Annotated in this window: 11 protein-coding genes; 6 read left to right on the plus strand and 5 right to left on the minus strand. The window is 33.2% G+C overall.

The window, feature by feature from the left end:
• Positions 1 to 67 precede the first annotated feature (67 nt).
• The gene (gene ggt, locus IF125_RS09925) at positions 68 to 1,735 is read left to right on the plus strand and encodes a gamma-glutamyltransferase (protein ID WP_225542372.1); all 1,668 of its coding nucleotides are present in this window, start codon (positions 68 to 70) and stop codon (positions 1,733 to 1,735) included.
• Positions 1,736 to 1,779: 44 nt separating this feature from the next.
• On the opposite strand, the gene IF125_RS09930 is transcribed toward ggt, so the two are convergent.
• Positions 1,780 to 2,061, minus strand: coding sequence for a GNAT family N-acetyltransferase (locus IF125_RS09930; protein WP_225539677.1), 282 nt, complete (start codon positions 2,059 to 2,061; stop codon positions 1,780 to 1,782).
• Between the two features lie 24 nt (positions 2,062 to 2,085).
• Positions 2,086 to 2,958: a pirin family protein gene (locus tag IF125_RS09935; protein WP_225542373.1), complete on the minus strand. Its 873-nt coding sequence runs from the start codon at positions 2,956 to 2,958 to the stop codon at positions 2,086 to 2,088.
• A 213-nt stretch (positions 2,959 to 3,171) separates the two neighbouring features.
• On the opposite strand from IF125_RS09935, the gene IF125_RS09940 reads away from it, so the two are divergent.
• Together IF125_RS09940 and IF125_RS09945 are read left to right on the plus strand one after the other, a co-directional pair.
• A complete protein-coding gene (locus tag IF125_RS09940; protein WP_171623363.1) occupies positions 3,172 to 3,330 on the plus strand; it encodes a hypothetical protein in 159 nt (52 codons plus the stop codon).
• Between the two features lie 71 nt (positions 3,331 to 3,401).
• Positions 3,402 to 3,653 (plus strand): hypothetical protein, encoded by a 252-nt coding sequence (locus IF125_RS09945; RefSeq protein WP_171623364.1) that lies wholly within the window; start codon positions 3,402 to 3,404, stop codon positions 3,651 to 3,653.
• Between the two features lie 251 nt (positions 3,654 to 3,904).
• On the opposite strand, the gene IF125_RS09950 is transcribed toward IF125_RS09945, so the two are convergent.
• The 3 genes from IF125_RS09950 to hutH form a co-directional block, all read right to left on the minus strand.
• Positions 3,905 to 5,569, minus strand: coding sequence for a hypothetical protein (locus IF125_RS09950; RefSeq protein ID WP_225542374.1), 1,665 nt, complete (start codon positions 5,567 to 5,569; stop codon positions 3,905 to 3,907).
• A gap of 6 nt (positions 5,570 to 5,575) precedes the next feature.
• Positions 5,576 to 7,555, minus strand: coding sequence for a urocanate hydratase (locus tag IF125_RS09955; RefSeq protein WP_225542375.1), 1,980 nt, complete (start codon positions 7,553 to 7,555; stop codon positions 5,576 to 5,578).
• A 121-nt stretch (positions 7,556 to 7,676) separates the two neighbouring features.
• Entirely contained in the window at positions 7,677 to 9,224 is a 1,548-nt protein-coding gene (gene hutH, locus IF125_RS09960; protein ID WP_394369886.1) for a histidine ammonia-lyase, read from the minus strand.
• A gap of 98 nt (positions 9,225 to 9,322) precedes the next feature.
• Here hutH and folE point away from each other — a divergent pair, with 98 nt between their 5' ends.
• The 3 genes from folE to IF125_RS09975 all read left to right on the plus strand — a co-directional run bounded on the left by folE (position 9,323) and on the right by IF125_RS09975 (position 14,790).
• Positions 9,323 to 10,000, plus strand: a complete 678-nt coding sequence (gene folE / locus IF125_RS09965) for a GTP cyclohydrolase I FolE (RefSeq protein WP_171623367.1) — start codon at positions 9,323 to 9,325, stop codon at positions 9,998 to 10,000.
• 18 nt (positions 10,001 to 10,018) lie between these two features.
• Entirely contained in the window at positions 10,019 to 11,491 is a 1,473-nt protein-coding gene (gene cysS / locus IF125_RS09970) for a cysteine--tRNA ligase (RefSeq protein WP_171623368.1), read from the plus strand.
• A 152-nt stretch (positions 11,492 to 11,643) separates the two neighbouring features.
• Positions 11,644 to 14,790, plus strand: a complete 3,147-nt coding sequence (locus tag IF125_RS09975; RefSeq protein ID WP_225542376.1) for a SusC/RagA family TonB-linked outer membrane protein — start codon at positions 11,644 to 11,646, stop codon at positions 14,788 to 14,790.
• Positions 14,791 to 14,792 lie beyond the last annotated feature (2 nt).

Raw genomic sequence — 14,792 nt, forward strand, 5'->3', positions numbered from 1 at the left:
TTTATATGTTTTACCAAATCTTTGTCGTAATTGATAGAGGTTTGGTATTTTTGTTTAAATCGATTTTATGAAAAAAATATCATTTATTATAGTTTCATTCTTCGCTATTATTCAGTTGAATGCGCAAGAATCTTATAAAAATGGAGCTGTTGTAACGGCTCATCCCGAAGCTTCAAAAGTTGGAGTTGAAATTCTGAAAAAAGGTGGAAATGCAATTGACGCTTCTGTTGCAGTACAGTTCGCTTTGGCAGTTGTTTATCCAAATGCAGGAAATATTGGTGGCGGTGGATTTTTAGTTTATCGTGATGCAAAAGGAAAAACGGATGCATTAGATTATCGTGAAAAAGCACCTTTGAAAGCTACTGAAGATATGTATTGGGATAAAGAAGGAAATGCAATTACTGATCTTAGTTTGTATGGACAATTTGCAGTAGGCGTTCCAGGTACAGTAGATGGAATGGTAAAGGCACATGAAAAATATGGAAAATTGAATTGGAAAGAATTAGTACAACCTGCAATTAATTTGGCTCAAAAAGGATTTAAAATTACGAAGCAACAAGCAAGTGAATTGACAAATAAGTATGACGATTTTGTTAAATATAATTCAAAAATAAATGCTTTAACTGCAAAAGCTTCTTGGAAAGAAGGAGATCTATTGGTTCAAAAAGAATTAGCAAATACATTAAAACTGATTCAACAAAAAGGTCGCGCTGGTTTTTATGAAGGAAAAACGGCTGATTTAATTGTAAAAGAAATGAAACGGGGAAATGGAATTATTTCACACGAAGATTTAAAACAATATCAATCGGTTTGGAGAACGCCAGTTTCTGGAAATTATAAAGGTCTTAAAGTGATTTCGATGCCGCCGCCATCAAGTGGAGGAATTGCATTGGTTTCGTTGTTTCAATCTATCGAAGATTATCCTATTCATAAATGGGGATTTCAAGCAGATTCTACAATGCAAGTGATGGTAGAAGCAGAGCGTCGTGTTTATGCAGATCGTGCAGAACATTTAGGTGATCCTGATTTTATAAAAGTTCCGCAAAAACAATTGTTAGATAAAAGTTATAATGTAAATCGAATGAAAGATTTTTCGTTTGATAAAGCAACACCAAGTTCAGCAATCAAAGCGGGAGAAATATTTGGAAAAGAATCGATGGAAACTACGCATTATGTAATTGTTGACAAAGAAGGAAACGCCGCTTCTGTCACAACAACCTTAAACAATTCGTATGGTTCTTTGGTGGTTGTGGAAGGTGCTGGATTTTTGTTGAATGATGAGATGGATGATTTTTCTGTAAAACCTGGAACACCAAATTTATATGGTTTAGTTGGAGGAAAAGCAAATGCAATTGAACCTTCGAAAAGAATGTTAAGCTCGATGACGCCTTCTATTTTAGAAAAAGATGGTAAATTGTTTATGGTTGTGGGAACACCTGGAGGTTCTACGATTATTACTTCGGTTTTTCAAGCAATTATAAATGTTGTTGATTTCGGAATGACAATGCAAGAAGCTGTTGCTGCACCACGGTTTCATCATCAATGGTTACCAGATCAAATCGATTATGAACCAAATGCAATTTCAGAAAACGTTCGCGAATCGTTAAAACAAAAAGGTTATGTTTTGAAAGAACGTAAACCTTATGGGCGAGTAGATGGAATATTAGTTAATACTGACGGGACATACCAAGCAGGCGCAGATCCACGCGGAGATGATAAAGCAATAGGATATTAAAAAATCAAATAAGGCTATTCAAATTTTGAATAGCCTTATTTAAATTAAGACAAAACCTCTCTAGTATCAGGATTTTTTTCAAATTGTGCTTTTGCAAAAGGACATAAAGGAATTACTTTGATATTTTCTTTTTTCACCCAATCGACTAAAGCTAAAAAAGCTTTTTTACCAATACCTTGTCCGCCATAAGCTTCATCAACCTCTGTATGATCGATGATAATTTTATCATCTCCAGCCCAAACATAAGCCATTTCCCCAGCTTTTTTATCGCCATCTAAAACGACAAAAGCACCATTTTTTTTATCATCAATTTGTTTAATTTCCATCTAATATATTTTTAAGTTGAATATTTAATCTTCTAATGTACCAAATTTACCGTGATTGTAATCGTCAAATGCTTCACGAATTTGTTCTTGTGTATTCATTACAAATGGACCGTATGATGCGATTGGCTCATTTAGAGGTTCTCCACTCAAAATAAGTACCACACTACTTTCAGTCGCTTCGATTGTAAAATCTTCTCCTTCATTAGTAAACAATAACAAATGATCTGTTGGAACAATTTCTTGATTATTCACTTTTACTTCTCCTTCTATAACTAATAAGATCGTATTGTAATGTGCTGGAAAATTAAAATTCGCTTTTCCACCTTCATTTAATTTTGCATTCAACATATGAACAGGAGAAAAAGTAGATGCAGCACCTTTTGCTTGGTTATATTTACCAGCTATAACTTCTACAAATCCATTTTCAACTTCAACAGTTGGAATATCTTTGTGTGCAATGGCTTGATATTTAGGCGCACTCATTTTATCCTTTGCAGGGAGATTTACCCATAATTGAACCATTTGAAAAATTCCTCCTTTTTTGTAAAACTCTTCTGCATGATATTCTTTGTGTAAAACTCCTGACGCAGCTGTCATCCATTGTACATCGCCTTGGTGAATTGTTCCACCTCCGCCAGCACTGTCATGATGAGAAACACTTCCTTGATAAGCGATTGTTACGGTTTCGAAACCACGATGCGGATGTACACCAACACCTTTTGGTTTGTCCGTTGCAGGAAAATCAAATTTTGAATTGTAATCCAACATAATAAAAGGATCCATTCTTCTCATGTCTAAATGATAACCGCTCGGAATAAAGTTATGAACTCTAAATCCATCTCCTACGAAATGAGGCTCTCTTGGAGCGATAACCGCTTCTATATTTTTTGTGTTCATAATGATGTTTTTTTATTTTCTTATACAAATTTACAATTCCAATGTATTGATTGTATTGATGTAGGGTAAGAAGTTTTAATTGAATAAGTTAACATATATCAATGGTTTGTATGATCTGTTAAATTTAAATAGTTCTAAAATATAGATGAACGATGTTTGTCTAATTATTGTTTTTTTATATTTGGTTGTATCTATCTAACAAAATAAATAAAAATGAAAAAAAATTCAATAGTTTTAGGTGTATTTGTATTAGTTACATTAGGATCTTGTAAAAATGAAACACCTCAAGAAAAAGCGCAAAAAGAGTCACAGAAAGCTTTAGACAAAGCGTATGATGCAAACGAAGCAAATCAAGTTGCGACAAAGCTGTAGTAAAATCAGATATTGCAACAGTTATTTATACAGATATTGCTGCCGCAAATGCTGCTGTTGCTAAAATTCCGATGCCTGCATTGTTAAATGATAAAGCTAAAAAATTAGCAAGTGATTTGGGTAAAGCGTTGATTGATCGTATTAATGTAAAAGACGCAAAAGAAATAGAGAAATCTGAAAAGAAAATTACTGATTTGAAAAATGATGTTGAAAAAGCTTATCAAGACAGTAAAATAAATGTTGAGGATCGTGATGCAATCAAAACATATATCGAAGATTGTGTAAGAGCTGCAGTAGCTACTGTTGTTGCTATACATTCTTAATATTCTTTTTATAGAAGTATAAAGCCCACCTCAATTGAGGTGGGTTTAGTTATATATAATAAATTCTCATCAACCATATTAGGAAGTGTAACCTTTAGCAAAGGCTCTTCTTCCATGGCACGTTTTGTCGAAAAGATAGCTTCATCGTTTCATTCACATCCCAATGTATATTGATTTTAAACTGTTTTCAGCATCAGAATTTTATTCAACTGTTTATTTCAGGTCTATGAGATCACAATTAAACAAATAAATTAGTCAAGTAGTTTTTCTATAAATTCATTATTCTGAATTCTAATTTTTATAAAATTATCGCTATTAATTAAAAAATCTAAATATTTTTTAATAAGTATATCGCCGTATGATTTTTTAATTTTATTGATTAAATCAAGTTCCATATCTTTTTGAGAAGAATAACTGTAGAGATAAGCTAAACGTTTAAGTAAATTTATTAAGAAGGTATTTTTGTTAAATAAAAAGAGTTGATCAAAATAACATAAAATTATTTCAGCTGGAACATAATTACTTATTACATCGATCATTTTTTTATACTCCTTTTCAGTATCTAATATCTTAAAATATAAATCAATACAATCATCTGATTCGTAAAAATTTCCTTCAAGATTAGTAAGTGTTTTCGTTCTGAATTTTTTAAACTTTTCTTCTTCATTTAAATGATTTTTTATAAAAAGAAAATCTTCTAATGATGGATTGTAAGGGAATTTTAAAAGTTTTATTTCTGTATATTTAGGCAAATCATTTGTCTGTTTATAAAGTTTTTCTAGAATATTGTAATAAGGGTAGTTGTATTTTTCTTTAGAATTGTTTGAAATAATATCTTTACAATAAGCTTCTACAGCAATATGGTCAGTTTTCATTAGTTCTTCTAAAATCATTAAATTATAGTCATTTTGATAAATTGATGGTTTGAAATAATCTTTTATTTCTGTAAACAACTCTGTCTCTATCATGATTTGTAGAAAGAATGTCTGAATCTCTATGTTATAATTTATATTTTCCTTATGCCATTTTTTTAGGTAATTTAGAAGGTGTTGTCCGATAATTTTTTTTCTCTCTGTAGTCGCTTGACAATATATTTCTTTATTTATTTCAAAATCATTTACAGTTATATTATCCATATTAAGGAAGTTGCTCCAATGATCAAGTACAACGTTTTTCCATTGTTCTTCTACTGCTATTTTATTGATCCTAAAAGCATATTTTTCTATAATAGCGTAAACATATTTTTCTAATCTTTTACTTGTTGTACCCGAGTTAAAATGAAAAGAAAGTAATAAATCACATATTCTTATAATTAGTGGTTTTGCGATTTCTGTCGTCTTAATAATGCAATCTATATAAGCAAATACAGGTTCAAGAGCAATTTGTAGTAAATCGATTATCTTTTTTACTTCGGATATTTCTACTTTCCTTTTTTTACCTATTATTGAGGTTATTGTATCTTTTATTAATTGTTCTACTTCATCAAGAGAATACTCTTTTTGTTTTTGAGAAAATGATAACATGAAATATTGTTCAGCTTCTCTATTTGTATTAAAAAAATCAAGTAACCATTTTCTTAAATCTTCTTCTTCAATTAGTTTAAGTAAAGTTTCGCTCTCTTTTTCTTTTTTTATGCGAGTTTTTTTAACAGGTTTTAAAGAGGTAAGTTTTACGATTTCTTCTAGCATTTTTTTTTGATGAATACACCAAGATTCGTTACTTCCACAATCACAAGAATGGGAAGTAACTTCTTTATTTTTGATTACTATATTTACATCGTAACTATTCGACTGGTCATCTACAAAAGCAATAAAGTTCCCTTTTTTTTCTTCTTCTAATTCTCTAATTTCGAGTTTTTTAATATCTCTTTTGTTTTGAGAAGAAATTAATTTGAGTAAATTTTCAATAGTATTCATAAGCTTTTATAATAAATTTTCATCAACCATATTAGGAAGTGTAACCTTTAGCAAAGGTTCTTCTTCCATAGCGCGTTTAATCGCAAAAATAGCTTCGTCATTTCTTGCCCAAGAACGTCGAGCAATTCCATTGTTCACATCCCAATGTAACATTGATTTTAAACGGTTTTCAGCATCTGAAGATCCATCTAACAGCATTCCAAAACCACCGTTGATTACTTCGCCCCAACCAACGCCACCACCGTTGTGAATAGAAACCCAAGTTGCGCCACGGAAACTATCCCCAATAACATTATGAATCGCCATATCAGCTGTAAATTTTGAACCATCATAAATGTTAGACGTTTCGCGAAAAGGAGAATCTGTACCCGAAACATCATGATGATCACGACCTAAAACAACTGGCTCTATTTCGCCTTTCGCAATTGCATCGTTAAAGGCTTTCGCAATTTTGATTCGTCCTTCTGCATCTGCATATAAAATTCGAGCTTGCGATCCAACAACCAATTTATTTTCTTGCGCACCTTTTATCCACGTAATATTATCTTGCATCTGTTGTTGAATTTCAGCAGGAGAATGTTGCATAATCTTTTCTAAAACTTGACAAGCGATTTCGTCGGTTTTTAGTAAATCTTCTGGTTTTCCAGAAGTACAGACCCAACGGAATGGTCCAAATCCGTAATCGAAACACATTGGACCCATAATATCTTGTACATACGAAGGATATTTGAAATCGATTCCGTTTTCTGCCATAACATCCGCTCCAGCACGAGAAGCTTCTAATAAAAAGGCATTTCCATAATCAAAAAAATACGTTCCTTTTGCAGTATGTTTATTAACCGCAGCAGCATGACGACGAAGAGATTCTTGGACTTTTTCTTTGAATAACTCTGGGTTTTCGGCCATCATTTGATTTGATTCTTCTAATGTTAATCCAACCGGATAATAACCACCAGCCCAAGGATTATGCAAAGAAGTTTGATCTGATCCTAAATCAATATAAACGTTTTCTTGGTCAAATTTTTCCCAAACATCAACGATATTTCCATCATAAGCAATCGAAACAACTTCTTTATCTGCTTTAGCTTTTTTTACACGAGTTACTAATTCATCCAAGTCAGCAATCACTTCATCTACCCAACCTTGTTCATGACGTTTGTAGGTTGCAGCAGGATTAACTTCTGCAGTAACAGATACCACTCCTGCAATATTTCCTGCTTTTGGTTGAGCTCCAGACATTCCGCCTAAACCAGCCGTAACAAATAATTTTCCTGCTGTTCCTTTATCATCAATTTTACGACAACCATTCAAAACAGTAATCGTTGTTCCATGTACAATTCCTTGCGGACCAATATACATGTAACTTCCTGCCGTCATTTGTCCGTATTGAGAAACGCCTAATGTATTCATTTTTTCCCAATCATCAGGTTGCGAATAATTAGGAATGACCATTCCATTCGTAACGACAACACGAGGCGCATTTTTGTGTGAAGGAAACAATCCCATTGGATGACCAGAATACATGACCAATGTTTGTTCGTCTGTCATTTCAGACAAATATTTCATTGTTAACAGATATTGTGCCCAGTTCTGAAAAACAGCACCATTTCCTCCGTAAGTAATCAATTCTTCTGGGTGTTGTGCAACTGCATGATCCAAGTTGTTTTGAATCATTAATTGAATTGCTTTTGCTTGTTCCGAATTTCCTGGATAATCTGTAATTGGACGTGCAAAAATTTTATAATCAGGCATCAAACGATACATGTAAATTCGACCAAAATCTTCTAATTCTTGTTTAAATTCTGGAATTAATTCAGCATGATGAATAGGATCGAAATAACGTAAAGCATTTTTAAGTGCTAATTTTTTTTCGTCCTCTGATAATATTTCTTTACGCTTTGGAGCGTGACTTACATTGGGATCTCTGTCTTTTTTTTGAGGTAAAATAGAAGGAATACCTTGTTTTATTTGTTCTTGAAAAGTCATTTTTTGTGTTTTTATATTTTTATTCTGAACGTTTTTTTGTCATTTTGAGTTTGTCGAGGAATCTTTTTTTCATATTATTAAAAATATATCCTTCGACAGAATCTGGATGAAAAAGAATGATTTAGAAACTTAAAATCAATTTCTTGAAATCTTCTGTTTGTAACAAATCGATAATAGTATTGATATCATCTCCAATCAAACGATCGTCTTCTAATTTTGGACAAACTGAACGAACTTTTGCAAAAACTTCTTCTAAGAAAGCACTTGTTTTACGAGGTCTTCTAAATTCTAAACCTTGACAAGCGTACATTAATTCGATTGCTAAAATACGTTCTACATTATCTAAAACTTGGTTGAATTTTCGTCCAGAAATACTTCCCATTGAAACGTGATCTTCTTGTCCCAAAGATGTTGGAATACTATCAGCAGATGCAGGGAAACACAACGTTTTGTTTTCTGTACAAAGCGCGGCAGAAGTGTATTGAGGAATCATAAATCCAGAATTTAACCCAGAACTTTCTGTTAATAACTTTGGTAATCCATATTTTCCTTCGATTAATAAATATTGACGACGATCCGAAATATTTCCTAATTCAGAGGCTGCAATTGTCGCATAATCTAACACCATTGCTAATGGTTGTCCGTGAAAGTTTCCACCTGAAATAGCTTCTTCATCCGAAACAACGATTGGATTATCCGTAACAGAATTTAATTCGATTTCAGCTAATTCTTGTAAATGGAAAAATGCATTTCGTGATGCGCCATGAACTTGTGGCATGCAACGCAACGAATAGGGATCTTGTACACGACCACATTCTACATGAGAGAAAGCGATTTCAGAACCTTTTAATAAATTTCTCATACGTTCTGCAACCAACAATGTTCCTTTGAATGGGCGAACTTGGTGTAATTCTTCTTCGAATGGACGAGGCGAACCTTCGTAAGCTTCTAATGATAAAGCGCCTGCGACGTCAGCTAAATTCAATAAATATTCAAATTTCTCTAATCCGTGTAAGGCATGAGATAAGATGAATTGTGTTCCATTGATTAATCCTAAACCTTCTTTTGCGGATAAGTTTAATGGTTGTAGATGATGTTTGGCTAAAGCTTCTTTTGTCGAAACAATTGTATCGCCATCCCAAACTTTTCCTTCGCCGATTAAGGGTAAAAATAAATGTGATAAAGGAGCTAAATCTCCAGATGCACCAACAGATCCTTTTTCTGGAACAACTGGAATAATGTCTTTTTCAACCATTACTAAAATTCGTTCCACCACATCTAAAGTCACACCTGAATAGCCTTTTGATAAAGCATGTGCTTTTGCAATTAACATGGTTTTAGAAATTTCTTTCTTAATCGGATTTCCCACACCAACTGCATGACTGATTAATAGATTGTGTTGAAGTTGACGCGTTTCTGCTTCAGAGATTTTTGTGTCGCAAAGAGGTCCAAAACCAGTGTTTATTCCATAAACTGTTTGTCCAGAAGCAACTATTTTAGCAACGTTTTGTTGAGATTTTAAGATTTGTTCTTTACTTGCTTCGTTAAGCTCAATTTCGATATTTCCTTCTTTGATTCCTTTGTAATCCTCGAACGAAAGAAAATCAATACCGTAAGTTTTCTTGATCATTTTTTCGATTTTGTGATACATCAAAGATAATCTTTTCATTGATTTGATAAAAGATAGAAATCATTTCAATTGAATAATTGAGGTTTGATAAGGTTTTATATGACTAACTTTTATAAATTTGCAGAAATTTTTATGTAATGTGTGATAAACATCTTCATGACGAAATGGGGGACGACCATATGTCAGCAAACTTAGAAACGCCTTTGAGAGCTGATGCATTTGAGTTGTCTGCTGAAGAAAAAGTGGAAAAGATTGAAGCGGATTTCCGTAATATCATGGAAACTTTAGGCTTAGATTTAACAGATGATAGTTTGAAAGGAACGCCAAAACGTGTTGCGAAAATGTTCGTAAAAGAGATTTTTGGTGGTTTATTACCAGAGCGTAAGCCTGGAATGTCAACTTTCGAAAATAAATATAACTACAATCAAATGCTGGTTGAAAAGGATATCGTGGTTTATTCGACTTGCGAACATCACTTTTTACCAATCGTTGGTCGTGCACATGTTGGTTACATCTCGAAAGGGAAAGTAATCGGTTTGTCTAAAATGAATCGTATTGTAGAATATTATGCAAAACGTCCACAAGTACAAGAGCGTTTGACAATGCAAATTGTGAAAGCGATGCAAGATGCTTTGGGGACAGACGATGTCGCATGTATTATTGATGCGAAACATTTGTGTGTCAATTCGCGCGGAATCAAAGATATCGAATCAAGTACAGTAACAGCTGAATTTGGTGGAGCTTTTAAAGAAAGTGAGCAATTAAGAAAAGAGTTTATTTCGTATATCGGAATGAAAACTCCTTTCAATGTTTAAAACTATAAATCCTATAAAATGGTAAAAGAAAATCAATTAAAATTACATAATTCCTTAACGGGACAGAAAGAAACATTCGAACCAATCAATCAAGATAATGTTGGAATGTATGTTTGTGGTCCAACGGTTTACAGTAATGTGCATTTAGGAAATGTACGTACATTTATGTCGTTTGATATGATTTATCGTTACCTAAAATTTTTGGGTTACAAAGTGCGTTACGTTCGTAATATTACTGATGCGGGACATTTAACAGATGACGGAAATGTAGAAAATGATCGTTTTGTAAAACAATCAAAATTAGAGAAATTAGAACCAATGGAAATCGTACAAAAGTACACGGTAGATTTTCATCAAGTTTTAGAAAAATTTAATTTACTACCTCCAACAATCGAACCTACAGCAACAGGACATATTTTAGAACAAATTGCTTTAACAGAAAAATTAATCGATTTAGGTTTAGCTTACGAGGTAAACGGATCAGTTTATTTTGATGTAGAAGCATACAACAAAAAAGGACTTAATTATGGTGAGTTAAGTAACCGTAATATCGAAGAGTTAATCAATAACACAAGAGATTTAGACGGACAAGGAGAGAAGAAAAATCCAGTAGATTTTGCACTTTGGAAAAATGCTTCGCCTGCTCACATTATGCGTTGGGCTTCGCCTTGGGGAGATGGTTTTCCGGGTTGGCACTTAGAATGTACAGTGATGAGTACAAAATATCTTGGTGACTTTTTCGATATTCATGGAGGAGGAATGGATCTTAAATTCCCTCACCACGAATGTGAAATTGCACAAGCAAAAGGTTCTAATGGCCACGAACCAGTAAAATATTGGATGCACGCTAATATGTTGACGATGAATGGACAACGTATGAGTAAATCGACAGGAAATTACATCTTGCCAATGCAATTGGTAAATGGCGAAAATAACTTTTTCGAAAAAGCGTTTCATCCAAGTGTCGTTCGTTTTTGTTTTTTACAAGCGCATTACCGCAGTGTGTTAGATATTTCGAATGAAGCGATGTTGGCTTCGGAAAAAGGGTATAACCGTTTGGTTGAAGCCTTAAAAACGTTAGAAAATATTACACCAAAAAAAATATCTACTGTTAACATTGATGAGTTGGAAGCGAAATTATATACTGCAATGGATGATGATTTCAACACGCCAATTATGATCGCTCATTTATTTGATGCCGTGAAAATGATCAACTCGATCAAAGATAGCTTCGAAAATATTACAACAGAAGATTTAGAACGCTTGAAAGCGATTATGAATGGTTTTGTTCATGATGTTTTAGGTTTAGATACTGAAGCTGTTAATGAAAGTTCTGATAAATTAGATGGTGTTGTAAAAATGCTAATCGAAATGCGTAATCAAGCACGTGTAGATAAAAATTGGGCTTTATCTGATCAAATTCGTGATCAATTAAGTGATTTAGGAATTCAACTAAAAGATGGAGCAGAAGGCACTACTTATTCTTTTTGATAAAGTAGAATAATTTATTATTTACTAATATATAACCACTTAGAGATAAGTGGTTTTTTTTGTGTAAATTTTAAATAATTTTAACAAAATATTTGCATTGTAAATATTTATTTATCATATTTGTAATAATTAGCACTAAAAATTAACACAATATGAGGAGAAGATTTACTTCTTTGGGCATTCTATCAATGTTTTTGATAGGAGGTTTGGCTTATGCTCAAGTTAAAGGAGTCTTAAAAGACTCGAATGGATTTCCAATGGAAGAAGCAGAGGTGATTGTTACAAGAACAGGAGCTTCTGTCTATACAGATGGAGATGGAAATTTTAATGTAGACGCGAAAGTAGGAGATACATTGAAGATTATCGATTCTATGGGAGAAGAAAAGATAATTAAAGTTACTTCAACAATGCTTGGTGATGTGAAATTCGCTTCAAAAGCATCTGAAAATATCGAATTAGGTACCGTAAATTTAGTTGGTGGGATCAAAATGGATGCTGCACAAAAAATTGGTGCTTATGATATTGTAAAGAAAGAGGATTTTGAATTAGCTCCTACAGCTTCAATTGATGAAGTCTTAAATGGACGTGTTGCTGGATTAACATTTTCATCTAATTCAGGAGATCCAGGTTCTACTAATATTATTACAATTCGTGGAGTAGGCTCGCTTATTGGATCACCAAATCCATTGTATGTAATTGATGGTATTGTTGTAGGAAAAGGAACAGATAATGCAGGGATAATGGAGTCATGGAATCCTTTGGCTGCAATTGATCCAAATGCTGTTGAAAATGTGATGGTTCTTAAAGATGCTTCGGCAACTGCTCTATATGGAGCGCGTGGAGCAAATGGAGTAATCGTGATTACAACTAAAAAAGGACGATACAATCAGAAAACACGATTTAATATATCAAGTGATACGGGTGTACAATCGATAGCTTATAATGAACAAGAGTTTATGAACTCTGCCGAGTTTATGGAATGGGCAGCATTATCTTATTTCAATACAGAGGCAAAAGATAAAAATGGAAATCTTGTTTATCCTACAATGGATGCAGCAAGGGAATTTGTAACAAAATCTCAATATAATTATGATGGCGTTACGGATACTGATTGGAGAAAAGCTATACAACGTAACCAAGCGATGGTTAACACTTATAATTTCTCAGCTACAGGAGGTAGTGAAAATACATCTTTCCGTATTGGAGGATCATACTATGATAATAAATCACTGATTATAAATTCAAAATTTGATCGTCTAAGTATAAATTCAGCTTTAGATCATAAAATTAATGATAAGTTGACTTTAGGACTTAACCTGAATTATTCTAATGTAAGAAGACATACATTTGATGATGGAGGAGCATATCGTAATCCATGGACAACACAGTTTTCTATTTTACCTATTTATCCGATCTATAATGCGGATGGAAGTTATAACCAAACACATTTAGGAGCAGGGAATTCAGGATTTAATCCTGTGGCGATTCAAAATATAGATTTTGTACAAGGAAATATTCAAACGTATTTAGCTTCGATTAATGCAGAATATACCTTAGCAAAAAACTTGTATTTCTTTTCGATGTTTGGTATCCAAAACCAAAAAATTAAAGAAAAACAATATTGGGATCCTTCTATTGCAGATGGTAAAAATCAAGAAATTGCACCAGGAGTTAATCCTGATCTTCCAAATGGTTTACCAGGAGGTATAGTTACAGTTGCACACACAAATGCTTACGATTGGAATTGGCAGAACTCTGTAAGTTACAGAAAAGTTTTTAACGACAGACATGATTTGCAAGCGTGGGTAGGAATGGAGTACCAAGAACACGAATATACACAAGAGTGGGCAAGAGTAGTAGGTTTAACAAGACCATTACCTTATTTGACATTTGGGGGGAATCCAAAAGGTATTTCTGCAGGAGAATCTGAACCATACAGATGGACGCAAATATCGTACTTCGGACGATTGAATTATACATTAGATGGTAAATATACATTTTCTGGGCAATTAAGAAGAGATGCTAACTCTACTTTAGGAAAGAATGAACAAAGTGGTATTTTCTGGTCTGCTGGTGGTAGTTGGGATATTTCAAGAGAAGCATTCTTTGGAAACGGTCGAGTTTTATCTAAATTAAAACTACGTGGAAACTATGGTGAAATAGGGAATATACCTTATGCAGATAGTTGGGGAAGGCAATATAATACATACTTTTTACAAGCTGTAAATTCTACAGGATATGGAACAAATCCTACTATAGGATTAACAGAAATTGGTAATCCAGATTTAAAATGGGAAGTAAGTAAACAATTAAATATTGGAGTAGATTTCAGTTTATTAAATATGTTTGATATTACATTAGACGTATATAACAAACGAACAATTTCTGCAATTTATGATAAGACACTTGTTGAACCAGTAGGATATCCAAGTTTTTATAGAACAAATGTAGGGGAGATATCTAATAAAGGAATTGAATCTACAATCAATGCAAAACCAATTAATAAAGAATTCAAATGGGATATTTTTGGAACGTTTGCATATAATCGTAATAAAGTAGTAAAATTATTCCCGGATAATCCGGAAGCAGTTCAAAGAATTTCAGGAAATGGAATTAGAGCGTTAAGTGAAGGGCATGAGTATGGAGAATATTATGTGCCATTATGGGCTGGAGTAGATCCAGAAACTGGAGCAGGAATGTGGTGGACTGACGGAACAAAAACAGCAACGACTACTGATAGAACAGCAGCAAAAAGCGTTTGGTTAGGAAAATCTGGATTTCCTAAGTATTTAGCAAGTATCAAAAATGATTTTTCTTATAAGGGATTTACGCTTTCGGTATTTTTCACAGGACAATTTGATTTCTATGTACACAATATGTGGCAAAACTTTATCTTAAGTGACGGATCTAAAATGGGGAATAACCAAATTAAATCTGCATTATACGATGCTTGGACACCAGATAATCGAAACGCTAAAAATCCTAAGCCAATTGCAGGACAAGGGAATGGAACTGAATTGCTTTCTGATCGTTGGGTGAGAAAAGGAGATCATATTCGTTTGAAAGAAGTGAAATTCTCGTATAGGTTTAATGACTTATTCAAGAAAAGTACAGGAGTAGATAATTTAACAATTTATGCAAAAGGAGTTAACCTGTGGATGTATGCATTCGATAAAGATTTAGATTTTGACCCAGAATCAAACTCTAATGCTTATGGAGGAGCAGGAGGAAAAGGTCTATATGACTATACATCACCTATTATGAAGTCTATTTCTTTAGGAGTATCATTAGATTTTTAACA

The sequence above is a fragment of the Empedobacter stercoris genome, from assembly GCF_020281205.1.
GTDB classification, from domain to species: Bacteria; Bacteroidota; Bacteroidia; order Flavobacteriales; family Weeksellaceae; genus Empedobacter; species Empedobacter stercoris.

What these genes read in the sequence shown, in the direction of transcription:
- ggt (WP_225542372.1), top strand. Translation starts at nt 68, where the DNA reads ATGAAAAAAATATCATTTATTATAGTTTCATTCTTCGCTATTATTCAG.
- IF125_RS09930 (WP_225539677.1), bottom strand. Translation starts at nt 2,061, where the DNA reads ATGGAAATTAAACAAATTGATGATAAAAAAAATGGTGCTTTTGTCGTT.
- IF125_RS09935 (WP_225542373.1), bottom strand. Translation starts at nt 2,958, where the DNA reads ATGAACACAAAAAATATAGAAGCGGTTATCGCTCCAAGAGAGCCTCAT.
- IF125_RS09940 (WP_171623363.1), top strand. Translation starts at nt 3,172, where the DNA reads ATGAAAAAAAATTCAATAGTTTTAGGTGTATTTGTATTAGTTACATTA.
- IF125_RS09945 (WP_171623364.1), top strand. Translation starts at nt 3,402, where the DNA reads ATGCCTGCATTGTTAAATGATAAAGCTAAAAAATTAGCAAGTGATTTG.
- IF125_RS09950 (WP_225542374.1), bottom strand. Translation starts at nt 5,569, where the DNA reads ATGAATACTATTGAAAATTTACTCAAATTAATTTCTTCTCAAAACAAA.
- IF125_RS09955 (WP_225542375.1), bottom strand. Translation starts at nt 7,555, where the DNA reads ATGACTTTTCAAGAACAAATAAAACAAGGTATTCCTTCTATTTTACCT.
- hutH (WP_394369886.1), bottom strand. Translation starts at nt 9,224, where the DNA reads ATGAAAAGATTATCTTTGATGTATCACAAAATCGAAAAAATGATCAAG.
- folE (WP_171623367.1), top strand. Translation starts at nt 9,323, where the DNA reads ATGTGTGATAAACATCTTCATGACGAAATGGGGGACGACCATATGTCA.
- cysS (WP_171623368.1), top strand. Translation starts at nt 10,019, where the DNA reads ATGGTAAAAGAAAATCAATTAAAATTACATAATTCCTTAACGGGACAG.
- IF125_RS09975 (WP_225542376.1), top strand. Translation starts at nt 11,644, where the DNA reads ATGAGGAGAAGATTTACTTCTTTGGGCATTCTATCAATGTTTTTGATA.